Source organism: Rhodoplanes sp. Z2-YC6860 (assembly GCF_001579845.1).
Taxonomy (GTDB): Bacteria; Pseudomonadota; Alphaproteobacteria; order Rhizobiales; family Xanthobacteraceae; genus Z2-YC6860.
Genome location: NZ_CP007440.1, coordinates 4963015 through 4984681 on the forward strand (window position 1 = coordinate 4963015; position 21667 = coordinate 4984681).

The 21667-nt window shown below is 64.7% G+C and carries 24 protein-coding genes and 1 pseudogene; 9 read left to right on the plus strand and 16 right to left on the minus strand.

The genetic code is table 11. The features are described from left to right. The first annotated feature begins 61 nt into the window (after positions 1-61). Complete coding sequence (locus RHPLAN_RS23260; protein ID WP_068022612.1) at positions 62-736, plus strand: transglutaminase-like cysteine peptidase; 675 nt, start codon at positions 62-64, stop codon at positions 734-736. A gap of 128 nt (positions 737-864) precedes the next feature. Here RHPLAN_RS23260 and RHPLAN_RS40385 read toward each other — a convergent pair whose 3' ends face one another. The 3 genes from RHPLAN_RS40385 to RHPLAN_RS23275 form a co-directional block, all read right to left on the minus strand. Further along, complete coding sequence (locus RHPLAN_RS40385) at positions 865-1173, minus strand: hypothetical protein (RefSeq protein ID WP_068022615.1); 309 nt, start codon at positions 1171-1173, stop codon at positions 865-867. A gap of 413 nt (positions 1174-1586) precedes the next feature. Further along, positions 1587-2117 (minus strand): gamma carbonic anhydrase family protein, encoded by a 531-nt coding sequence (locus RHPLAN_RS23270; RefSeq protein WP_068022618.1) that lies wholly within the window; start codon positions 2115-2117, stop codon positions 1587-1589. 65 nt (positions 2118-2182) lie between these two features. Beyond that, positions 2183-2545 (minus strand): DUF6949 family protein, encoded by a 363-nt coding sequence (locus RHPLAN_RS23275; RefSeq protein WP_237179898.1) that lies wholly within the window; start codon positions 2543-2545, stop codon positions 2183-2185. Between the two features lie 192 nt (positions 2546-2737). Here RHPLAN_RS23275 and RHPLAN_RS23280 point away from each other — a divergent pair, with 192 nt between their 5' ends. Next, positions 2738-3394 carry a hypothetical protein gene (locus RHPLAN_RS23280; RefSeq protein WP_237179899.1) on the plus strand — a complete coding sequence of 219 codons (657 nt, stop codon included), beginning with the start codon at positions 2738-2740 and terminating at the stop codon, positions 3392-3394. A 133-nt stretch (positions 3395-3527) separates the two neighbouring features. Further along, entirely contained in the window at positions 3528-4529 is a 1002-nt protein-coding gene (locus RHPLAN_RS23285) for a radical SAM family protein (protein WP_068022625.1), read from the plus strand. Between the two features lie 12 nt (positions 4530-4541). Here the strand turns inward: RHPLAN_RS23285 and RHPLAN_RS23290 are convergent, their stop codons facing one another. From RHPLAN_RS23290 to RHPLAN_RS23315, 6 genes and pseudogenes are all read right to left on the minus strand, one after another. Continuing rightward, a complete protein-coding gene (locus RHPLAN_RS23290; protein ID WP_068031710.1) occupies positions 4542-4784 on the minus strand; it encodes a DUF3126 family protein in 243 nt (80 codons plus the stop codon). Further along, positions 4776-4958: pseudogene (locus tag RHPLAN_RS40215) on the minus strand (DUF3126 family protein); the annotation flags it as partial. The gene RHPLAN_RS23290 and the pseudogene RHPLAN_RS40215, both read right to left, overlap by 9 nt. Before the next feature lie 66 nt (positions 4959-5024). Next, a complete protein-coding gene (gene cysE, locus RHPLAN_RS23300; protein WP_068022628.1) occupies positions 5025-5840 on the minus strand; it encodes a serine O-acetyltransferase in 816 nt (271 codons plus the stop codon). A gap of 110 nt (positions 5841-5950) precedes the next feature. Continuing rightward, a complete protein-coding gene (locus tag RHPLAN_RS23305) occupies positions 5951-6844 on the minus strand; it encodes an alpha/beta fold hydrolase (RefSeq protein WP_068022631.1) in 894 nt (297 codons plus the stop codon). Beyond that, the gene (locus RHPLAN_RS23310) at positions 6841-7593 is read right to left on the minus strand and encodes an alpha/beta fold hydrolase (RefSeq protein WP_068022634.1); all 753 of its coding nucleotides are present in this window, start codon (positions 7591-7593) and stop codon (positions 6841-6843) included. The genes RHPLAN_RS23305 and RHPLAN_RS23310 overlap by 4 nt, the downstream gene beginning before the upstream one ends. Before the next feature lie 33 nt (positions 7594-7626). After that, the gene (locus tag RHPLAN_RS23315) at positions 7627-8775 is read right to left on the minus strand and encodes a hypothetical protein (RefSeq protein ID WP_237179900.1); all 1149 of its coding nucleotides are present in this window, start codon (positions 8773-8775) and stop codon (positions 7627-7629) included. 154 nt (positions 8776-8929) lie between these two features. Here RHPLAN_RS23315 and RHPLAN_RS23320 point away from each other — a divergent pair, with 154 nt between their 5' ends. From RHPLAN_RS23320 to RHPLAN_RS23330, 3 genes are read left to right on the plus strand one after another with little or no spacing between them, the layout of a single operon-like run. After that, positions 8930-9172 carry a zinc-finger domain-containing protein gene (locus RHPLAN_RS23320; protein WP_068022671.1) on the plus strand — a complete coding sequence of 81 codons (243 nt, stop codon included), beginning with the start codon at positions 8930-8932 and terminating at the stop codon, positions 9170-9172. 13 nt (positions 9173-9185) lie between these two features. After that, the gene (locus tag RHPLAN_RS23325) at positions 9186-10433 is read left to right on the plus strand and encodes an FAD-dependent monooxygenase (protein WP_084245400.1); all 1248 of its coding nucleotides are present in this window, start codon (positions 9186-9188) and stop codon (positions 10431-10433) included. Positions 10434-10465: 32 nt separating this feature from the next. Then, complete coding sequence (locus RHPLAN_RS23330) at positions 10466-11485, plus strand: methionine synthase (RefSeq protein ID WP_068022672.1); 1020 nt, start codon at positions 10466-10468, stop codon at positions 11483-11485. Between the two features lie 14 nt (positions 11486-11499). On the opposite strand, the gene RHPLAN_RS23335 is transcribed toward RHPLAN_RS23330, so the two are convergent. The 4 genes from RHPLAN_RS23335 to RHPLAN_RS23350 all read right to left on the minus strand — a co-directional run bounded on the left by RHPLAN_RS23335 (position 11500) and on the right by RHPLAN_RS23350 (position 16774). Continuing rightward, on the minus strand, positions 11500-11757 hold the full coding sequence (locus RHPLAN_RS23335; RefSeq protein ID WP_157100433.1) for a hypothetical protein: 258 nt from the start codon (positions 11755-11757) through the stop codon (positions 11500-11502). A 373-nt stretch (positions 11758-12130) separates the two neighbouring features. Then, positions 12131-12976, minus strand: coding sequence for a universal stress protein (locus RHPLAN_RS23340; protein WP_237179901.1), 846 nt, complete (start codon positions 12974-12976; stop codon positions 12131-12133). A 285-nt stretch (positions 12977-13261) separates the two neighbouring features. Next, positions 13262-15643: a methyl-accepting chemotaxis protein gene (locus tag RHPLAN_RS23345; RefSeq protein WP_068022678.1), complete on the minus strand. Its 2382-nt coding sequence runs from the start codon at positions 15641-15643 to the stop codon at positions 13262-13264. A 684-nt stretch (positions 15644-16327) separates the two neighbouring features. Beyond that, complete coding sequence (locus tag RHPLAN_RS23350; protein ID WP_068022680.1) at positions 16328-16774, minus strand: cupin domain-containing protein; 447 nt, start codon at positions 16772-16774, stop codon at positions 16328-16330. A gap of 107 nt (positions 16775-16881) precedes the next feature. Between RHPLAN_RS23350 and RHPLAN_RS23355 the strand changes: the two genes are divergently transcribed. Both RHPLAN_RS23355 and RHPLAN_RS23360 read left to right on the plus strand, forming a co-directional pair. Continuing rightward, on the plus strand, positions 16882-17841 hold the full coding sequence (locus RHPLAN_RS23355; protein ID WP_068022684.1) for a small ribosomal subunit Rsm22 family protein: 960 nt from the start codon (positions 16882-16884) through the stop codon (positions 17839-17841). Between the two features lie 73 nt (positions 17842-17914). Beyond that, complete coding sequence (locus RHPLAN_RS23360; RefSeq protein WP_068022687.1) at positions 17915-18349, plus strand: DUF1801 domain-containing protein; 435 nt, start codon at positions 17915-17917, stop codon at positions 18347-18349. Here RHPLAN_RS23360 and RHPLAN_RS23365 read toward each other — a convergent pair. From RHPLAN_RS23365 to RHPLAN_RS23375, 3 genes are read right to left on the minus strand one after another with little or no spacing between them, the layout of a single operon-like run. Continuing rightward, positions 18346-19320 (minus strand): Bug family tripartite tricarboxylate transporter substrate binding protein, encoded by a 975-nt coding sequence (locus tag RHPLAN_RS23365; RefSeq protein ID WP_068022690.1) that lies wholly within the window; start codon positions 19318-19320, stop codon positions 18346-18348. The two genes, RHPLAN_RS23360 and RHPLAN_RS23365, sit on opposite strands and share 4 nt — an antisense overlap. 31 nt (positions 19321-19351) lie before the next feature. Next, positions 19352-19858: a xanthine phosphoribosyltransferase gene (gene gpt / locus RHPLAN_RS23370; protein WP_157100434.1), complete on the minus strand. Its 507-nt coding sequence runs from the start codon at positions 19856-19858 to the stop codon at positions 19352-19354. A 35-nt stretch (positions 19859-19893) separates the two neighbouring features. Beyond that, positions 19894-20655: a competence/damage-inducible protein A gene (locus tag RHPLAN_RS23375; RefSeq protein ID WP_068022696.1), complete on the minus strand. Its 762-nt coding sequence runs from the start codon at positions 20653-20655 to the stop codon at positions 19894-19896. Between the two features lie 177 nt (positions 20656-20832). Here RHPLAN_RS23375 and RHPLAN_RS23380 point away from each other — a divergent pair, with 177 nt between their 5' ends. Next, positions 20833-21579: a proteasome-type protease gene (locus tag RHPLAN_RS23380; protein ID WP_068022700.1), complete on the plus strand. Its 747-nt coding sequence runs from the start codon at positions 20833-20835 to the stop codon at positions 21577-21579. The last annotated feature ends 88 nt before the right edge of the window (positions 21580-21667 follow it).

Genomic DNA, 21667 nt, shown 5'->3' on the forward strand with positions numbered 1-21667 from the left:
CAATACAATCGCTTTGTGCGAACTATGGCCCCAACAGGACGGGTTGAGGGGTCAACAAAAAATGTCGCCAAGATCCAAAGCCGTATTGGGCACTGCCCTCGCGGCCGCGATGATTGTCGTGCTGGGCGCAGCGACCGCACAGAGTGGCGAGCGCGTGGAGCGCGTGGCTTATGCGGCGGTCGGCGGCCAGGTGCGTCCGCCGATCGGCTGGGTCGAGTTCTGCAACGAGAATCCCAAGGAATGCGAGGCCCGTTCGAGCGAACCGCGTGACGTGGTGCTCACGTCCACAGTCTGGAAGGATCTCGTTCGCGTCAACCGCTGGGTCAACGAAACCATTCAGCCCGTCACCGACATGGACCACTGGGGCGTGGTCGAGCGCTGGTCTTTTCCGGACGACGGCAAGGGTGATTGCGAAGATTACGTGCTGCTCAAGCGCCGCATGCTGATGCAGGCCGGCTGGCCGCGCGAGGCGCTGCTGATCACCGTGGTGCGCGACAAGAAGGGCGACGGGCACGCCGTGCTCACCGTCAAGACCGACAAGGGCGAGTTCATCCTCGACAACCAGGCCGAGGAGATCCTGCTCTGGTCCGAGACCGGCTACCGCTTCGTCAAACGTCAGTCGCAAGCCAATCCGAACGTCTGGATTGCGCTGGGCGATCCGCGGCCGCCGACTTCGACCGCAAGCCCGCGTGCCGACATCACGCTTCCGCAAAACCAAGTCAGCGCCGTTCGCTGAGTTTCAGGAGACCCGCGGTCCCGGTCACGTCCCCACCCCTCCCCGTCCCCGACCGGGTTCGCGCGCGGCCGGCGTCCCCAACGCCGGCCGCACCCTTTTTTTGAAAGCCGAAACTCCCGCAAAGTCGCTTAATTCGCGGCGACCTCGGCGACCGGCCCGTTTGGGTCGCGCGCGGCCACCCCCCTGCAATCGGCGCGTGGCGTCGGCATGGGATCGCGGCTTCCAACACGCCGCAGGTTCACCACCACCGGGTTCGGACAGTGGTCCAAGCCTGCTCCACTGGCGATATCGACTACCGCGCCAGCCGCGCCTCCAATGATCGCGTTGCCGACGAATCCCGCGGCGCCACCTGCGCTCGCCTTCGGCTCGACCCGCATCGTGAAGGATTCATAACCGGGCTTGGCAAAGCTGAGCGCAACGATATCGCTGCGAGGCACAGTAATGGTGCACGGCCTGACGCAAGGTGGCCCGCTTCGCGGCGGACGGTCTGGCGGCATTCTCGTCGCTTGGTCGGGGTAATTCTTTTCGACGCATGCCCGGTCGCATGCCACCAAGAACGTGACGCCGACATTGGCACCCGGTGGGCTTGTCTCGACGATCAAGTCCTCGGTCGTTCCGCGCGTCACCGTCGCGCAAGCACTCAGCGCCAGCCCGCAGGCCAGCCACACCCACACACGCATTTCGCCCTCCCTCGCCCCAAGGCGAGCGAAGAGTCTAACACAACCAAAGGTTTCGGGTATCCCGCTGCTTGCAGTCACGTCTCATTCGGTGCCACGCCTCGACTGGGAGACGCGGGCCAAACTTTTGCGACCGATTGTTGCCGCAGAAAATACGACCACGCTGATGACAGCTACCCGATCCGCTTCAGGGTCTTGGCGTATTGCTGCCAGCGCTTGACGTAGATGTCGGCGCCGCCGGCAATCATCTTGGCCATCTTGTCGTCGACCTGCCGGATCACGCGGGCGGGCGCGCCGACGATCATCGAATTGTCTGGGAAGGTCTTGCGTTCCGTGATGAGGGCGCCGGCGCCGACCAGCGAGTTGTTGCCGACCTTGCTGCCGTTGAGCATCGTCGCGCCCATGCCGATCAGGCTGTTGTCGCCGACGGTGCAGCCGTGCAGCATCACCTTGTGGCCGATCACGCAGTTGCTGCCGATCACCATGGGAAAGCCCGGGTCGGTGTGCAGCGTGGCGTTGTCCTGGATCTGCGAGCGCTCGCCGATCTCGATCCACTCGTTGTCGCCGCGCAGGACGGCGCCGAACCAGACGCTGGCATGACTTTTCAGCCGCACGCGGCCGATCAACACCGCGGTCTCGGCAATCCAGTATTGCCCGTCGGCCGGAAACTCCGGTCCCTGCCCGTCCAACTCGTAAATCGGCATTGCATTCCTCCGGCCTCAATCTGCCGGAGCCAAGCTGCCATGATCGAAGGAGCGAAGCGAGCCGGTCAGGCGACGATGCGCCCGATGGCCTGCAAGGTCATCGCCACCATGGTGCCGGACATCAGGCTCCAGAATCCGGCGAGAAATGCCGCCAAGGCGGCAAAGCCGAAGCTCCTGCCCTCGAGCCGCGCGCCGCGGATGGTGTTGCGGATGATGATGAAGGGTGCCGCGAATAGCAGGAACGGCACCGCGGCCAGTGCCCTGTTGCGCTCAGGCTCATGCAGCAGGCGGAAGCTCGCAGGCTGCATGGTCATGAGCTGATAGCCGCTGCACAGCGCACCGGCAACCGCAAAGCCCAAGGCCAGTTCGACCAGCGAACGCGCCGAATCCGACCAGAACAATGCGTAGACCAAATCTTCGGGCGTCATGACGCCAAGCCCCCGAATGCGCGATTTTTTTTGACTGTCACAGATCATCGGCTGCGCCGCCAGCACATGCTTAAGCAAAGGTTAACGCTTGCCGTGTTTGATTAACGGAGCGATTCGGATCGGACGATTCAGGTATCAGTGCCAATGACTTACGCGGCGACCTTGGGACGCAGACGCAGGAAAGGCGGCGGCTTGATCGGCCGTATCCTGGTGATGCTTGCAGGCCTCGTTGCCGCAGCGATTGCGGCTGCGCCAGTGGCCTACATGCTCTGGCCGGTCGGCACCACGCTCGCCCCCGATGCGCCGTCCATTCCGGTGACCATCGGCGGCGTCGCGTTCAACGTCCCGCCGGCCGCGATCCGCTTCAAGATGCAACGGAAGTCCGGCACCCAGCCGCGGATCGACATGACCTTCGTGTGGCCGTCGATGACGCCGCCCGACCCGGCCATCAAGCCGCAGCCGACCGACACGCCCGACGTCACCGACCGGCTGTTCGTCACCATCGCGGCGAGCGACAGCACGCTCGCGCCGATGGATCGGCTGAAGACGATCTATCCGCGCTATCTCGATGCCGCGCCGATCGTGAGCACCGACGGGCTCAGCACGCAGGTGTTCCGCGACGGCACCGCCTATCAGGGCGAGGACCTGGTGCTCGATCCGTCGCGGCCCGAACAGTTCCTGCTCCGCTGCACGCGGACCTCCGGGCTCACGCCTGCGATGTGCCTGCATGAGCGCAGAATTGGCGGCGCCGACATCACGGTGCGCTTTCCGCGCGACTGGCTGTCGGACTGGCGAGCCGTATCGGAAGCGATCGACCGCTTGATCGCGGGCTTCAAGCCGCAGGTCTAGCCACTCCGAACGCGGCGGCGATGGGCGTAGCCGGCCCGGGACGAGCTGCGTTATATTTCGCCAGATACACTGAAGGACAAACGACTGTCGAATCCGGCGATCGCCGCGCAGCGCCAAGTGTCGAGGAGCAAGGATGCCCAGGCCGGTTGAAGCAAGGGGGCTGATCTTCTCGCTGCGCCACGCGCCGTGCGCGCACATCTGCCGCTACTGCCTCGTGTCCGAAACCCGCAAGGGCACCAAGCTGCCCTTCTCGCGCTTCGAACAACTCGTTCATCGCTTCTACGACTGGCGGGATTCAGGCGGCACCGACATCGTCATCCGGACGTTCATCGGGCCTTCCTTCGACTACGATATCGAGACGCTTGAAGGCGTGCGCCGTCTACGGGCGCGGCGCGGCAACGCGTTCGAAATCCTGAATCTCGGCGGGCTGCGCATGCGCGATCCCGATGCCCTGAAGGTCTGGATGGACGAGCGGCAGGCTGCCGGCATCGTGGGCTTCCACACATCGCTCGCCGGTTGCGGCAAGGTCCATGACCGCTGGAACGGCAGGCCCGGCGACTTCGACTACCAGATATCGATCCTGCGGATGGCCGCCGAGCGCGGAATGGTCTGCCAGGAGCGGCTGTTCCTGACGAAAAACACTCTGCCGGTTTTTGACGAATTGCTCGACATCATGGAGAGCATTCCGGGCGAGCCGCGCCGCACCGTCACGCCCTATTTCTATGCCGGGCTCGCCCGGCGTTACGAAGACGAGCGCATCACCGAGGACATCCGCGACGCATTGCCCGCACGGATCATGAATCTGCGGCGCGGTCGCTTCAATGACTGGCGCTCGGAACGGGAGTGGATTCCGATGCTGATGGAAACCGCCGATCAGCCTCGAAAACTTGCGATGAAGCTCGATGTGCATGAAGGCAACATCGACGAGCTCGAGCAATCGTCCTGCGAGGAAATTCTGGCCAGACAGGATCGGCTCTATCGCGACGACTACAGCCGCATGCCCTCGTTCGAAGAGCTTTGCGCGCGCTATGGCGATACCGACGGCCGCAAGATCTACATGCAGCCGCGCGACCTCGAAGGCAAGTGGATGGACATGCATGAGCGCGAGACGGGCATCAAAATCCCGCTCGACTGACGCAGGTCCGGCTCAGCCGACCGGGTCGAGATCGACATCGAGGATCGGCAGCTCGAAAATGTACGAGCGGCGGCCCTTCTCGTTCTCGACGAACAACACGCCGAGAAACTCCTCGCCGATATAGGCTTCGAGCGAGTCCGTCTTCTTCGGCCGCGTCACCACACGGATGTTCTCGTTGTCGAACTTGGCGCGCAGGTAAGTCGTCAGTGTCGGCACCGGCGCGAAGCTCGGATCGTTGCTGACCTGGATGACCATCCGGAAATTGTAGGAGCGGTCGCCGTCCTCGTCGTCGACGGTCAGCACGCCGAGATCATCCTCGCCGATGAAAATCTCGGCGGTGTCGCCCTTCTTCGGCACCACGCGAATGTCCGGGTTGCCGAACAGCTTGCGCAGATAGGCGTCGAGCTTCTTGACTTCCGCTACGTCCACGGACCCTCTCCGGTTTATGGGGCCGCTGTACCACGGACGCCCGGGATTGCCTACCGCCGTCCCACTCTATCCTGGGAACATGTGGTCCATGGTGCGTGATGGCTCTGCGCATGGCGCATCGCCGACGACCTTGGCCGGGATGCCGGCCACCGTGACGTTGTGCGGCACCGTGGTCAGCACCACCGAGCCTGCGGCCACGCGCGCGCAATGACCGATCTCGATGTTGCCGATGATCTTGGCGCCGGCGCCGATCAGCACGCCATCGGCGATCTTGGGATGGCGGTCGCCATGATCCTTGCCGGTTCCGCCGAGCGTGACGTCATGCAGCATCGAGACGTTGTCGCCGATCACCGCCGTCTCGCCGACCACCAGTCCGGTGGCGTGATCGAGGAAGATGCCGCGGCCGATCCTGGCGGCCGGATGGACGTCGCACTGGAACACCGCCGACGAACGGCTCTGAAGATAGTACGCGAAGTCCTTGCGACCTTGGCTCCAAAGCCAGTGCGCAAGCCTATGAGTCTGAATGGCGTGGAAACCTTTGTAATAGAGCATCGGCTCGATGAAGCGGTCGGTCGCCGGATCGCGGTCGAACACCGCGACGATATCGGCGCGGAAGGCTTCGCCCAGCTTCGGATCGGCTTCGAGCGCGTCGGTATAGGCCTTTCGGATCAGCTCAGCGGTGACGTCCTGGTGATCGAGACGCTCGGCGACGCGGTTGATGACCGCGGCTTCCAGCGTGTCGTGATGCAGGATCGAGGAAAAGATGAAGGTGCCGATCTCCGGCTCGTGATGGACGATGGCATTCGCTTCGTCGCGAATTTTCGCCCAGACCGGATCGAGCTTCTGCACCGCGCTTTCGGGCCTGGTTTGCTTCTGAGCCATAGTCCCTCCGGTCCACGCCGGGATGATCCTGGAGCGCGGTTTTAGCACAGTTAGGGCACAGTCATATTAAGCGCAATGCCAAGCATAGAACAACATTACAATTCAAAGGCTTAAGCGGATACTTTCAACTCTTTAAGAAACCCCTCAATGGCGTTTGCGAACTGATCGTTGCGGTCGCCGGCCACCATGTGGCGAGCTCCGGTGACGTCCACGTATCGAGCGTGCGGCACGAGCTTGAGAAAATCCTTGGCGTGCTCCTCACCCACCAGTTCGGAGGACGCGCCCCGCACCAGCAGCGTCGGAATGGTGATGCGCCGCGCGGCCTCGACCAGCACCCGCTCGACCTCGCCCGAGCCCGGGCCGATCCGGCGGTTGCCCTCCAGGAACCGGGGGTCCCAGTGCCAACGCCAGCGACCATCGGGGTGCAGCCGCAGGTTCTTCTTCAGCCCCTCGTGGGAGCGCGGCTTCGGCCGATGCGGCAGGTAGGCCGCGACCGCGTCGGCGGCCTCGGCGATCGAGCCGAAGCCCTCGCGCAGATTGGCCCGCATGAAGCCCTGGATCTTGGCGACCCCCTCGCTGTCGATGCGCGGCGTAACATCGACCAGCACCAGCGCGGAGAAGGCTTCCTTGCCGTGCGAGCCGCCGCCGTTGGCGAGCAGCGCCGCCATCCCGCCGAGCGAGGCGCCGACGGCCACGGGCCGCGCGCCACCGATCCGTTCCGCAAGTGTATCGGCGAGCGTCCGGGCGTCGGCGGCGAAATCTTCGTATTGGTAGGCGCCGTCCTGGACCCATTGGGAATCGCCATGACCGCGCTGGTCGACCGCGTAGGCGGTGCGGCCGATCTGCGCGATCAGTTCGCCGGTTTTCTTCCAGGCGTGCCGGGTCTGACCGCCGCCGTGAAGCAGCAGCACCGGGGCGCCCTGCTCGCCATAGACATCGCCGATCAGCGTGTTGTCCGACGCGCCCTTGAAGGTCGCGGCGGCCGGCAGTGGCGGACGCGTCATGGCCGCTCCGCCAGGAATTCCAGCACGCCGGCTTTGTAGACCTTGTCGCCGACCGCGATCATGTGGTCACGGTCGGGAATGGGCAGCGAGCGCGCATTTGGCATCAGCGCCACGAGCCGGTCGGGCGAGCCCGCAACGAGGTCGCGGGTTCCGATCGCCACCAGGGTCGGCGTCTTGATCGATCCAACCTGCTCGCGCGTCATCTCCTGCCGCGAGCCGCGAATGCAGGCCGCGAGCGCGCGGCGATCCGACTTGGTCTTGTCGGCGAAGGCGCGGAACGCATAGCCCTGCGCGTCGGTGACGTCGGCGAGCGACGGCGCCTCCATCGCGTCGGCGATGCTCTCGGGCAGCCCGACGCCTTCGACCAGGTGGATGCCGAGCCCGCCCAGCACGATGGAACGCGTCAGCTCCGGGCTCTCCAGCGCGAGAAACGCGGTGATCCGCGCGCCCATCGAATAGCCCATCACGTCAGCGCGGCCGATGCCGAGATGCGCCATCAAGGCCCGCACGTCGGACGCCATCTTGGCGGTGTGATATTCGGCCGGGTCATAGAGCTTGGCGGACTGACCGTGGCCACGATTGTCGAGCGCGATCACGCGGCGGCCTGCGCTCTTGAGCGTCGTGAACCAGCTGGTCTGGGCCCAATTCACGTCCTTGGACGAGGCGAACCCGTGGATGAGGATGATGGGATCGCCCTGCCCCTCATCGAGATAGGCGATCTCTACAGAACCGTGGCTGAAGGTCGGCATGCGGGGGAGATAGAGACCAGGAACGCCGAAGGATCAAGCCTTCGCGCCGGCTTTGACACCGAGCATCGCCGCATAGCGCGCCTGCTCACGGGCCCGCTTCCGCGCCAGATGGCGCTCGGTGGCGCGCTCGACACCGGACTTGGCGGACGAGACAAAACCAAACAGGGTTGCGATCGCACCCAGGATCCACATCGCCAGATTGAACGAGCTGATGGAGAGCAGGATCGCGCCGCGACCCAGCGTCTTGAGGATTGCCCGGGTCTTGCCGCCCTTCTTTTCGGCGAGCTTGGCGACGCGCGCCACTTCGGCGGGATTGTTGGCGATCTTCAGGCTATCCAACGCGGCCCGCGTCCCGGCTTTGGTCTGCACCTTGCCGACATCGCCGACCAACTGGACCAAGCCGCCGGCCTTCTCGACCTTCACGGCCTCGCGCGCCGTGCGCACCGCGACGACCGGCTCGGCCAGCGAACCGCCGGCGCGCTTCAACGCCGCCCAATCGACGGTCTCGCGCAGCGAGCGGCCGATCCAGGACGCCATCGAGCCTGTGATCTTCCCGGTGCGGCGCGCGGCCTTGACGGCCGACAATCCGATCCGCGCCGGCGCGCCAAAGCCGATGGTCGCATAGGTGCCGGCCGTGATGGCGATGCCGACACAGGCGAGCCCGAGCACGAGCTGATCGTAGTTCTCGCCGCTGGCGTAGCGGCTGCCTTCCCGCACGGCGTCGCGGATGTCGCCGAACACGAACAGATCACCGACCGCCGTACCGGCCAGGCCGACCGCATCCGCCGGATCGCCGGTGATCAGGCCGCGCGCGAAGCTGTTGGCGGCAGCAGCAGCCGAATTGGCTTCCTCCACGGCATCGTCGACCCGCTTGCGAAGATCGGACGAAAGCTCGACGTGCCGGTCATCGGCCAGCTCGACGAAGCTTTTCGCAAGATCAGCGTCGTTGGCCTTCAGGGCCGATTCGATCTCGGCCGTCGCGACCTTGCCGTCGAAGGCGCGCGACAACGCGCGGTCGCTGATCGCCACCGGATCTTCGTAGGCCTTGAGCAGCGAATTCGCTTCGAACGCCAGCGGCGCGCAGAACACCGCCGCGACGGCGAATCCGGTCGCTGCCGTCCAGGCATGCCAGACCGGCCGATGCGGCCGTGGAACGCGGATCATGCGGTGTGTCGCAGACATCGTTTCAACTCGCCACAATCAACCGGCTGGCCTTCAGACGTGTTCCAAATGCGGTGAATTTGAGGATTTGCGGAAAGCTGTGACTAGGAAAGCTTAATGCAGATCGTTATGGTGCAGCGCATAACTGCACGTCAGGCCAGAAATCTGCGGAACCATGTCCGACCATATCGTTCCCCACTTCCACAACGATCCGGGTGTCGCGGTGATCGAGATCGGCGCACACGAATTCCAGTGCGTCGGCGCCAAGCCGCCGTTCGACCACCCTCATGTGTTCCTCGATATGGGCGCCGACAAGGAGATCATCTGTCCTTATTGTTCGACGCTCTACCGGCACGATCCGAATCTCGATCCTCATGAGGCGCGGCCGGCGGCCTGCGCATTGACCGAAGCAGTGTGAACGCGGGAGCTCCGTGGCGTCATCGCGCAACGTCCTGATCGCGGGCGCGGGCATCGGTGGATTGAGTGCCGCGCTGATGCTGGCGCGGAGCGGTTTCCGCGTCACGCTGATGGAACAGGCCGAGCGGCTCGAAGAGACCGGCGCCGGCATTCAGCTCTCCCCGAACGCCACCCGCATCCTGATCGAAATGGGCCTCGGCTCGCGGCTCAAAGCCGATGTGTTCGAGCCGAAAGGGATCACGATCCACACCGCATCGGGCAGCACGCTGGCCCGCATCCCGCTTGGAGCTGACGCCGAGAAGCGCTACGGCGCGCCCTACTGGTCGATCCATCGTGCCGATTTGCAGATGGCACTGCTCGAAGCCGTGCAGGCGAACCCCGACATTTCGCTGCGGCTTGGCACCCGGGTCGAGGATTTCGTGGTGCACGCCCACGGCGTCAGCGCCGCCTGCCGCAGGCGCTCCACGGCATCCGAGGAACACGGCATTGCGCTGATTGCCGCTGACGGGCTGTGGTCGGTGCTGCGGCCGCGGCTCGGCGTGCGCGCCCGCCCGCAATTCCGCAAGCGCACCGCCTGGCGGGCGCTGGTGCCGGCCTCCACCGTCGACGCCGAGTTCCGCGCGCCCGAGGTGCAGCTCTGGCTCGGCCGCAGCGCCCACATCGTGCATTACCCGGTCAAGACCGGCGCGCTGATCAACATCGTGGCCATCGTCGACGACAACTGGGCGGAGCCCGGCTGGGCCGCGAGCGGCGACCGCGAGCAGCTCCTCTCGCGCTACTCGCAGTGGAGCTGGTGCGCGCCGGTGCGTGACTTCCTGGCGCAGCCGGACCGCTGGACGAAATGGGCGCTCTACGACATCGATCCGTTCAGCCCCTGGAGTGACGGCCCGGTGACGCTCCTGGGAGATGCCGCCCACCCGATGCTGCCGTTCCTTGCTCAAGGCGCCGCCATGGCGATCGAGGACGCCGCCGTGCTGGCCGATTGCATGGGCCGCTATCCCGACGACGTCGCCTCGGCGATGCGCCGCTACGAGCGGGCGCGACGGCGGCGCACCGCGCGGGTGCAGAATGCCGCCCGCAGCAACGGCCGGACCTACCACATGAGCGCGGCCGAGGCCGTGCTGCGCAATATCTTTCTGCGATTGGCCGGCGGTCCCCTGCTGCTGTACCGCTACAATTGGCTCTATGATTGGCACACCGCCACGCCGGGCAGCGTGGCCCGCGAGCATAAGCTGCCCAGCGCGCGGCCCGATGACGAATAGGCCTGCGAGTAAGCCAAGCCGGAGCTGCTCAGATGTTTCCGACCACCATCGCGGGCTCGCTGCCCAAGCCCTCGTGGCTGGCCGAGCCCGACAAGCTATGGCCGCAATGGCGGCTCACGGGCCCGGATCTTGCGGCCGGCAAGTTCGACGCGACGCTGTTGGCGCTCAAGCTGCAGGAGGACGCCGGCATCGACATCGTCACCGATGGCGAGCAGTCGCGGCAGCACTTCGTCCACGGCTTTCTCGAATTCGTAGACGGCATCGACTTCGGCAAGAAGGTCGAGATGGGCATCCGCAACAACCGCTACAAGGCGATGGTGCCCACCGTCACCGGCGCGTTGAAGCTTCGCGGCCGCGTCCACGGCGCGGAGGCCCGCTTTGCCCGCGCCCACACCACGCGCAAGCTCAAGATCACCATGCCCGGTCCGATGACCATCATCGACACCATCGCCGACGCGCATTACGGCGACCGGGTGAAGATGGCGTTTGCCTTTGCCGACCTCCTCAACCAGGAGGCTCGCGCGCTCGAGGCCGACGGCGTCGACGCCATCCAGTTCGATGAGCCGGCCTTCAACGTCTACATGAAGGACGTCTCGACCTGGGGCGTCGAGGCTCTGCATCGCGCCATTGACGGGCTCAAATGCCGGACCGCAGTGCACATCTGCTACGGCTACGGCATCAAGGCCAACATCGACTGGAAGACCACACTCGGCGGCGAATGGCGGCAATACGAGGACACCTTCCCGGCGCTCGCGGCAAGCCGCCTCACCGAGGTGTCGCTGGAATGCATCCACTCGAAGGTGCCGATCGAATTGCTTGCGCTGCTCAAGGGTAAGGATGTCCAGATCGGCGTCATCGACGTGGCGACCGATGCGATCGAGACACCCGAGCAGGTCGCCGCAACCATCGAGGCGGCGCTCAAGCATGTGGCGAAGGAGCGCATCATCGCCGGCACCAATTGCGGCATGGCGCCGATGCGCCGCGACATCGCGGCGGCGAAGCTTGTGGCGTTGGGTCAGGGCGTGGCGCTCGCGCGCAAGCGCTTCGGCTGAGGACGCCGCACGGCTCAGTACACCGTGCGCCCGCTCGAATACTTGTTATCGATGGCGCACTTCTTCTCGGCCGAAGCGCGCGCCAGTTCTTCGAGATCGCCGCCGGTCTGGACGTATTCGGTGCGGTAGGCGATTGCGTTGACGAACTCGCCGCCGGCCGACTGCGACGAGCGCGCCATCAACTGCTCGAGTTCGGTGCGCCGCTTCCGGGTCTCGATGATGCGAGCCTCGATATTGGGGCACGGGTAGATGGTGTACTTCCCCGGCGACACGGCCGCGCGGCCCCCAAACTCGTCGCTGACCGTTCCGCAGCCGGCCAAGGCCAATGCCGCAAGCACGCTGCTGCAGGCCAAGAGCCAGCGCGGTCGCGCACGCCAAACGTTGCGCAACCCTGCTCGATGATTCCGTGGTGACTGCTCGCGCAGGCCTAAATCCCCATCCCGACAGGCGGGAGATAACCAGAAAAAGTAAAGAATCCAGGGCGCAATTCTGGCATTGGCGAGGCCGCGCCGCCGAGCCATCAGCGCGTTTACGCGCGTCTTCGACGCGCTATGGCGAGGATCCGGCGCGGCATACCACCAAGCGTTCGCGCTGGCGAACGAGCGGCCAGCGCGGCATCCGATCCAAAAGAAGATCGGAGGTAGGTCAGTGCGCCATGAACACCGGAAGGTCGGCATGAGCCAGGATATGGCTCGTCGCGCCGCCGAAGATCATCTGCCGCAACCGGCTCTGGGTGTATGCGCCCTTGACCAGAAGATCGCAGCCCTCGGCCTTGGCCTGCTCGAGGATCACCTGTCCGGTGGTCTTGCCATCGAGGTTGACGGTCTTGAGCTTGGCCGGGATGCCGTTGAAATGAAGATGCCGCAGGAACTGCTCGGCCGACGGACCCGGCACACCCTGGCCGCCGGGAACGAACAGCACCGTGACCTGTGAGGCCTGATGCAGCAACGGCATGGCGAAGGCCGTGGTCCGCGCCTGCTCGGTGCTGCAATTCCAATGGATCAGGATGTTGGTGGCGATCTGCTTGGGCGGTGTGGGCGGCGCCAGCAGGATCGGCTTGCCGCTTTCGAACAGGCCCGACTCGATGGCGCGGTTGTGCAGCCCGATCGTATTGGCGTCAGGCCGCCCCAGCACCGTGACGTCGAACACCCGGCCGTAGCTGCCGACGAAGCCCTCGCCTTCGGGCGCCTCGTCGAGCCAGGCGCACGACAGCCCCTTGGAGGCTGCGCCGGCCCGCGGAATGCTCCGCTCGGTCATGAACCCTTCAAACATCTTGCGTGCCTGGGCAGCCTCTTCGAGGCTTTCCTGGCGATAGGATTCGAGCGGAATCGATCCAGCCGGATCGACCGCCACGAACTCGCTGATGCCGAAGCGTAGCGGGAACCCTTCAATGTAGCTGTCGCATTTCCGCGCCAGCAGCAACGCTGTCTCAAGCACCGACGCCATGCCGTCGTGCGGCTCCATAGGAACCAGAATGGATTTCATGCTCATGACTTGCTCCCGCGGGTCGTCATCGAAGGCATCCCCTCCTTCGGCGATCGTGACCGAATGCAGTGTCACCCGATCGAAGCAGACAACCGGATTTCAGCTATCCGCTCAACGGCGACGAGTCGGTCGAGTATCATCAAACTATGTGATTTGCCTGACGTTTTTGTCAATCGCGGCCACCGCCTCGCGCGCACGCGCCGCACCGTTCCGGACGCAGCGCACAAAAAAATCCCTCTCCCATTTTTGAGAGAGGGACAAGAGATACACGCGCCGGTCGTATGAGAGCGCCTAGAACTCTGCCCAGTCGGGATCGTTCTTGACCGCCAGCGCGCCCTGCGTGACGGCGCGGGCAGACTTTGCCGCCGGCTTGCTGACGGACGGCCTGATCGGCGCAGCCTTTCGCACAACCGAAGCAGCGCTGCGGCTCGCACCGGCGTGGTCCATGGCGCTGACATGGAAGAACGCCACCCGCTCGTCCATGGCACGGGCCTGCTGCTCCAGCACCTTGGCGGTCGCGGCATTCTCCTCGACCAGCGCCGAGTTCTGCTGCGTCACCTCGTCCATCTGGCTCAGCGCCTTGTTGACCTGCTCGATGCCGGATGACTGCTCGCTGCTGGCCGTGGCGATTTCGGCCACGATGCTGGCCACGGTCTTGATCGACTCGACGATCTCCTGGAGCGCCTGTCCGGCCCTGTTCACGAGGTCGACGCCCTCTTGCACTTGACCGCTCGAATTGGTGATCAGGTCCTTGATGTCTTTCGCCGCCTGGGACGACCGCTGCGCGAGGCTGCGGACTTCGGCCGCCACCACCGCGAAGCCCCGGCCGGCATCGCCGGCACGCGCCGCTTCGACTGCCGCGTTCAGCGCCAACAGATTCGTCTGCCGTGCGATCTCGTCGATCACGCCGATGATATCGGAGATCTGCCGCGACGACTCCTCGATCTTGGCCATGGCATTCACGGCCTTGGCGACCACCTCGCCGCCGCGGTCCGCCACCGCCCGTGTTGCCGCAGCCGAATGATTGGCCGCCTGGGCGTTCTCGGCGTTCTTCTTCACCGTGGTAGAGATTTCCTCCATCGAGGCCGACGTCTCCTCAAGGCTCGCGGCCTGTTCCTCGGTCCGCTGCGACAGATCGGTCGTGCTTGTGGAAATTTCCTTCGAGGCGTTGGTGACCTCGCCGGCCGAGGTCTTGATGCCACCGATCGTTTCTTCGATCTGGCCGATCGCCGAATTGAAATTGTCGCGGATTTGCCGATAGGCCTCGCTGAAGCCTTCTCCCAGCCGGAAGCTGAGTTCGCCTTCGGTCAGCTTCTGCAGGCCTTCGGCCAGCATGCCGACCGCACGGCCCTGCTCTTCGGCGACCTTCGCCTGGGCGCGAGCCTCAGCATCCTGGCGCTCGGCTTCGAGGCGGGCCGCTTCGGCCTGACGATCCGCCTCCGACTTCATGCGCTGCGTGGCCTCGGCGGCCTCGCGCCGCGCCTTCTCGTCCGCCAGCACCTTGAATTTCTCGACGGCATTCGACACGTCGCCGATCTCGTCCTTGCGATCGAGCCCCGGCAGCACCACTGAGAAGTCGCCTTCCGCCACCTTCAGCATTGCCTGCTGAATCTGGCGCAACGGGCTCGTGACCCGGCGCGTCACCACGAACATCATGCCCGCGCTGAAGGCGATCGCGACGAGCAGCAACGAAACTTGAATCGAAAACGAGGTGATCGCCGCGGCGTGTTCACGCGCGGCGTGCTCCTTTGCCGTGTCCAGCGCCGACTCGGCGACATGCAGCAGCGTGCCGAGCTTGCCGACCGACATCGGCAGCCAAGTGGCGACCGTGTATGGCACCGCCTCCTTGGCCATCAGGGCCTTGAACGTCTTCAGCCGCAGTTGACTGTAGTCACCGAAGAACTCCTGCTTGGCGGTGGCAACCGCCTTGTGAAAGGCTGCCGGCAGATTTAGGCCCGAAGCGACCTGTTCAAGCGTGGCCCAGGCGTTCTCCGCCTTGGCGACACTCGCGGTGTAGGTCATCATCGCGTCCGGCGGCAACGCCACACCGCCAAGCGTGTTCGAGATCATCACCGACGAGTCGCCGGCACTGTTGCGCGTTTCCCAAGCAAGCTGCTTGATCAGAAGCAACTGGTCGACATAGCCATCTTCGAGCTTCACGGACGCCATCATCCGCGCCGTCAGACTGTCGATCATCTGAACAAGGCCATCCATCTCGGCGAAGGCCTCCTTGGCGAGGCCAGACGGCCGCGAAGCCTTCGGCTGCGCCAGAGCTGCAGCGGATGCCTTGTGCAGCACTTCGAGCTTCTTGATCGACTTGTCGAGCGCGGCGACCGCGGCATCGCGCCCGGGGAAGTCCAGGTTGGCCATCGAAGCAAGCCCCGCCTTCAGAGCCGGCATTTCGGCCTCACGCAGGGTGCGCAACTGGTCAGGCAGCGTCGAATAGGTGCGGTCCGAGGCGAGTTCGCGGGACGTCGTCGAACGATCGACCCGCAGATTGTGCAGCGCCGTGAAGAAGCTCGCCGACGTCTCGACGACTCCCGCGATCCGTTGGACCGTCGCCTGCCGGTGCCACGAGTTCCAGGCACCGACCGACAGCACGATCACGATTGCGGCCGACAGCGTCAGGATGACCGACTTCAACAGCAGGTTGACGGATAGGCGTTGGATCATTGCGGCACTCTTGATTGTGTTTTTAGGCGCAGGGCGAACGGTTCAGCGGCACCCTTCGCGGATTCGCCAAATTGTCAGGTATTAAGATTTGAAAGGTTTCGATTAATTTCGCGTAAACCATCAGGGCGGAACTGTGCCGGCGCGACAATTGCCCCCGCGGACGGGCATCCGGCAGGCCGACCATTCAACCGATGGCATTTTGAAACCGCCGCCGATGCGGCGCGGTGATTTGGTGCGGGCGGCCGGACTTGAACCGGCACAGCTCTTTCGAGCCTAGGGATTTTCGTACCCGCTACGGCTTTCGCCGCCTGGGCTTGGCATGTTCAGCCGAAGCCCTGTTTGGGGTCTGGACTATACCTTCACCGTGACGCACTCGCGCGCTTTAGGTGCTGCCCGTCTAGTCTCTACACCTTCATGCCGGCCGCGCGACAATCGTTCGGCTGGCATGCTTGGCTCGGGATTGCCTGTCACCGGTTTCCCCGAGTTTGAGCAGTTCTGCATCCAGGGTTTCCCCGGGAGCACTCAAGTCTTCAAGTCCCTTGCGTCTACCAATTTCGCCACGCCCGCGAATGCCGATCTATAGCCTTGGCGCACGTCCGACGCCAACACGCTGCATCCCGTTATTCAGCAGCAAAATGGCCGGCTCGAAGGCCGGCCATTGCAATCCTCGCCATCCCGATCGGATCAGGCCTTGCCGGTATGGCCCCAGACCTCGTCCCAGATCTTGCCGGTCGGATCGGTGACGCGGCCGTCCTTCTCGTAAAATTTGTTCGGCACCTGGAAGATCGCCAGCATCAGGCCACCGTCCGGGCACCAGGCCGAATGGCGACTGCCCGGCTCGCGCCAGACGAACTCACCCTTCTTGGCCTCAAGGCCCTCAACCGGGCCTTCCTTGTCGACCAGGCGCCCTTCGAGCACATAGGTCTGCTCGATGTTGACGTGCTCATGGTCCGGCAGAACGGCGCCCGGCGCAAAGCGCATCAGCGCGGTCATCAGGCCGGTCTTCTCGTCCATCAGCAGGGTCTTTACTTCGCAGCCCGGAAAGCGCGTCGGCTTCCAGTCCATGTCGGCGGGCTTCACCACGTGCGAGTGCTCGTCGGCGGTGATGTGTTTCGGCGTGACGGCGTCCATGACGATCCTCCGTGCTTTCGGCGCAGAACTTCGGGTCTCCCCGCCATCATAGCGGAGAGCAGCAGGCCGCCGCTAGGTCGTGTATGCATAGCGGCCGTAGGTGTTTCATGGAGCTCCCACCCCCATTGCGGCAGGCCGTCGACCGCGCGCTGACCGGTGTCGCGTTGGCCGATCTCGCCGACGCCGCGGCGGAACTGTCACGCCGCTATCGCGCAGAGCGGCGCGATGGTTCGCTTCACGTCGCAAGCCGCCGGGATGCGCTCGCCTACCTCGCCGTGCGACTGCCTGCGACCTACGCAGCGGTACGCTCGGCTTTTTCTGCCATCGCCGAGGCACGACCGGAGTTTTCGCCCAAAACCATGCTCGATATCGGCGCAGGCCCCGGCACCGCACTTTGGGCCGCAACCGATTGCTGGGCTCTCACCGACGCGCTGCTTCTGGAAGCAAGTCCGGTGTTTCGCAACTGCGGCGAACAGCTCGCAGCCGCGGCCGACCTGCCATCCGTCTCGTGGCGCAACGCGGACATTGCGAAAGACAAAATCGACGACGCGCCACGCGATCTCGTCACGCTGGCTTATGTTCTGAACGAACTTGATCCGGACAAACGGCCGCAAGTTCTACAGCGGCTCTGGCAGTTGACCGCCGACACGCTCGTCATCGTCGAGCCCGGCACGCCGGCCGGCTGGCAGCGGATCGTCGCCGCGCGGCGGCAATTGCTTGAAGCGGGCGCACACGTCATCGCGCCCTGCCCTCATGCCCACGGCTGCCCGCTGCAGGCGCCCGACTGGTGTCATTTCGCCGAGCGCGTGGCGCGTTCGCGGCTGCATCGCCAGGCCAAAGGCGCCGAGGTGCCGTGGGAAGACGAGAAGTTCAGCTATGTGGCGCTGTCGCGAACGCCTGCACCCTCCGCGCGCCAGCGCGTCATTGCTCAGCCGCGCAAAGGCAGCGGCCGCGTCACGCTGAAGCTCTGCCGTCCTGACGGCTCGGCCAGCGAGCAACTGATCTCGCGCCGCGAAGGCGAACTGTACAAACGCGCTTCGCGTAGCGATTGGGGGTCCTCGCTATGAGGTGCTCCGGCTTACAATGCTGCACAACGCAGCCATCTGCGGAGGGCCGCAACATGAAAGGCGAGCGACAGCAATGAAGAAAGCGATGACCACCAAAAAGAGCGGCTCGAAGGAAGGCGCCGCGGCAGGCACTCCCTCCCAGCTGATCGATACGAGGATCAAGGAGCTCGGCGACTGGCGCGGCGAGATGCTCGCCCGGGTTCGTGCGCTCATCAAGCAGGCCGATCCCGAAGTGGTCGAGGAGTGGAAGTGGCGCGGCGTTCCGGTGTGGGAGCACGCCGGCATCATCTGCACCGGCGAGACCTACAAGGCCGTCGTGAAGCTGACCTTCGCCAAGGGCGCATCGCTCGACGACCCTTCGCGACTGTTCAACTCCAGCCTCGAAGGCAATACCCGGCGTGCCATCGACATTCACGAGGGCGACAAGATCGACGAGAAGGCGTTCAAGACGCTCGTTCGCGCCGCCGTGACGTTGAACGTGTCCAAACCCGCCCGGCGGAAAACCTAGTTCTCCAGCTTGATCTTGGCCTTCTCGATCACTTCGCGGAACTTGCGGCTTTCCGCTTCGACGAAAGCCTTGAACTCGGCAGGACTGGTCTTGCGCGCGACGATGCCCTGATCGCTGAGCGTCTTCGCGGTCTTGGGCTCCGCCAGCGTCTTGTTGGTGACGGCGTTGATCTTGTCGATCACGTCGGCGGGCGTGCCGCCGGTCGCAAACAGCCCGAACCAGTTGAGCAGCTCGTAGCCTTTCAGCCCCGGCGCGCCGTCCTGCAAGGGCGCCACATCGGGAAGCTGCGGCATCCGATCGAGCGAGGTCACCGCGACCGCGCGGATCTTGCCCGACTGCATCAGGCCCTGCACCGTGGCCAGGCTTGAGAAGCTCATGGTCACGGCGCCGGTCGCCACGTCGGTCACCGCGGGTGCAGACCCGCGATAGGGCACGTGCAGCACGTTGGTTCCGGCCATGATGTTCATGAGTTCGCCGGCAAGCTGCTGCGGATTGCCCACGCCCGACGAGGAGAACGACAGCTTGCCGGGATTGGCCTTGGCATACGCGATCAGTTCCTGCGGCGTGCGCACCGGCGTCGCTTCGGCCACCACCACGACGCAAGGCACGATGCCGACCAGCGCCACCGGCGCGAGTTCCTTCAGCGGATCGTAGGTCATCTTCTCTTTGTAGAGATGATGGCTGATCGCGATCTCGCCGGACGTTGCCATCAGAAGGGTGCGCCCGTCGGGCGCGGCCTTGGCCACGGTGCTGGCCGCAATCATGCCGGCGGCGCCGGTGCGGTTCTCGACGATGGTCGGCGCGCCGAACGCGTCTTTGATCGGATCGACCAAAAGCCTCGCCGAAACGTCAATGCCGCCGCCGGCGGGAAAGCCTGCAATGATCCGGATGGTCCGATCGGACTGCGCCAGCGCCGGCCCAGCGTACAGCGCGGCTCCTGCGCCCGTCACCATCGTGCGCCGTGTCAGCATCGTACCCTCCCGTGATCTTTGTTTCTTGTATTTACGCGCCGCCCTCGCGGATCGGCGGCAGGAACGCGAGCCCCGTATCCCAGGGGAAGTAGATCCAGGTGTCCTGCGACACCTCGGTGATGAACGTGTCGACCATCGGCCGGCCCATCGGCTTCGCATAGACGGTTGCGAAATGCGCCTCGGGCAGCAGTTCGCGAGCCACTTTCGCGGTCTTGCCGGTATCGACTAGGTCGTCGACGATCAGCACACCCTTGCCGCGGTTCGCCATGATGTCGGGCGCGACAGGCTTGATCAGCCGCAACTCGCCCTGCTTGGTGTATTCCTGATAGCTCTCGATACAGACTGTCTCGATCAGCCGCACGTTCAATTCACGCGCCACGATCGCGGCCGGCACCAAGCCGCCGCGGGTGATGGCGACAATCGCGGTAAACGGCCCGGCGGCGTGAAGCCGCCAAGCGAGCGCGCGGGCGTCGCGGTGAAACTGGTCCCACGACACCGGAAATGCCTTGTCCGGGAAGGCTTGCGGTTGCGCCATCATTGCCCCAGCCCCGCCATACGCTTCAGCATCATAGGCTAGGCGGTCTGCTTCAGCGTGGTGTGCACGCGCGCCAGCATGTCTTCCACTGCGGCCTTGGCGGCGGCGAGCTTCTGCGGATCGCGCGAACGCACTACAAGATTGGTGTTGGGCCGGCCGTCGTCCTGGAACGGGTAGCTGCCGATCATCACGTCCGGATGAGCCTTGGCGACCTCGCCCAACGGACCGCCGATGTCGCCCTCCCGGCAATTGGCGCGGATCGTCTCGGACAGCATTTTCACGCCGGTCTTGAGCGTCGGCGCCACCTCGTCGAGCATGGCCTGCATGATCGAGGGCACGCCCGCCATCACATGCACATTGCCGATGCGAAAGCCCGGCGCCGCCGACACCTTGTTGAGAATGAGATCGGCGCCCTTGGGGATGCGCGCCATGCGCAGCCGCGCCTCGTTCAGGTCCTTCTCGGCGATGCGGGTGAGCAGCAGCGCGCGGGCGCGCGGGTCCACGTCGATCGAAACGCCGAACGCCTTGGCGACGCAGTCGGCCGTGATGTCGTCATGGGTCGGGCCGATGCCGCCGGTGGTGAACACGTAGGTGTAGCGGTGGCGCAGCGCGTTCAGCGCGTTGACGATCTCTTCCTCGATATCGGGCACCACGCGGACCTCGCGCAGGTCGACGCCGATATTGGTCAGATATTCGGCGATGTAGCCGATGTTCTTGTCCTTGGTCCGGCCGGACAGGATTTCGTCGCCAATCACCAGGATCGCCGCGGTGATGACGGCTGTGCCCGACGTGTCGTTCATTTCTGACCTCCCGCGGGCCTGGATTCGCGCTCGGCACCGCCTCAAAATCCTGTACCCCGGCAGCCGGGGCCGCTCAAGCGAGCGGACGGCCTCCAAACAGGCATTTTCTCTGGCTTTTGCGCCGTTGCCGAGCCCGCGCGGGCATCGCTATAACCGGTCCCCGGGCGGAGGACTTTCATGACCTATTGCTGTGGCATCCTGGTGCGCGACGGACTCGTGATGGTCGCCGACACCCGCACCAATGCGGGCCTCGACAACATTTCGACGTTCCGCAAGCTGCACGTGATCCGGGAGCCCGGCCAGCGGGTGATGGCGCTGTCGTCGTCCGGCAATCTGTCGATCAGCCAGTCGGTGATGGCGCTGCTCAACGAGGGCATCGAGAACCCCGCGACCGGGGAACTCGACACCCTGACGAACGCGCCCACCATGTTCCAGGCGGCCCAGCGCATCGGTCATGCCATCCGGCGCGTCCACGATATCGAAGGCCACGCGCTCGAAGCCTCCGACGTCAGGTTCGACGTGTCGTTCCTGTTCGGCGGCCAGATCAAGGGCGACAAGCTTCGCCTCTACATGATCTATGCCGCGGGCAACTTCATCGAATGCACCGTCGACACGCCCTATCTGCAGATCGGCGAGCACAAATACGGCAAGCCGATCCTCGACCGTGCCGTGCGCTACGGCATCGACATCTATGACGGGCTGAAGATCGCCCTGCTCTCGATGGACTCGACGCTGCGCTCCAACCTCGGCGTCGGCATGCCGCTCGACGTCGCCGTGGTGCGGCGCGATGCCTGCGACGCCGAGTTGGCGTACCGGATCGAGCCGGGCGACCCTTATTTCCACGACCTCAGCGAGCGCTGGTCGGCGGCGTTGCGGGCCGCCCATATCGCGATTCCGCGGCCGCCTTACGTCACTCAGCGCTGACCCAGACCCGAACGCTGACCTTTCGTCTTCGACCTCGTTAACCGGCCGTTTACGCAGCACGGCGATTTGCGATCATTAAAAGCGCAAA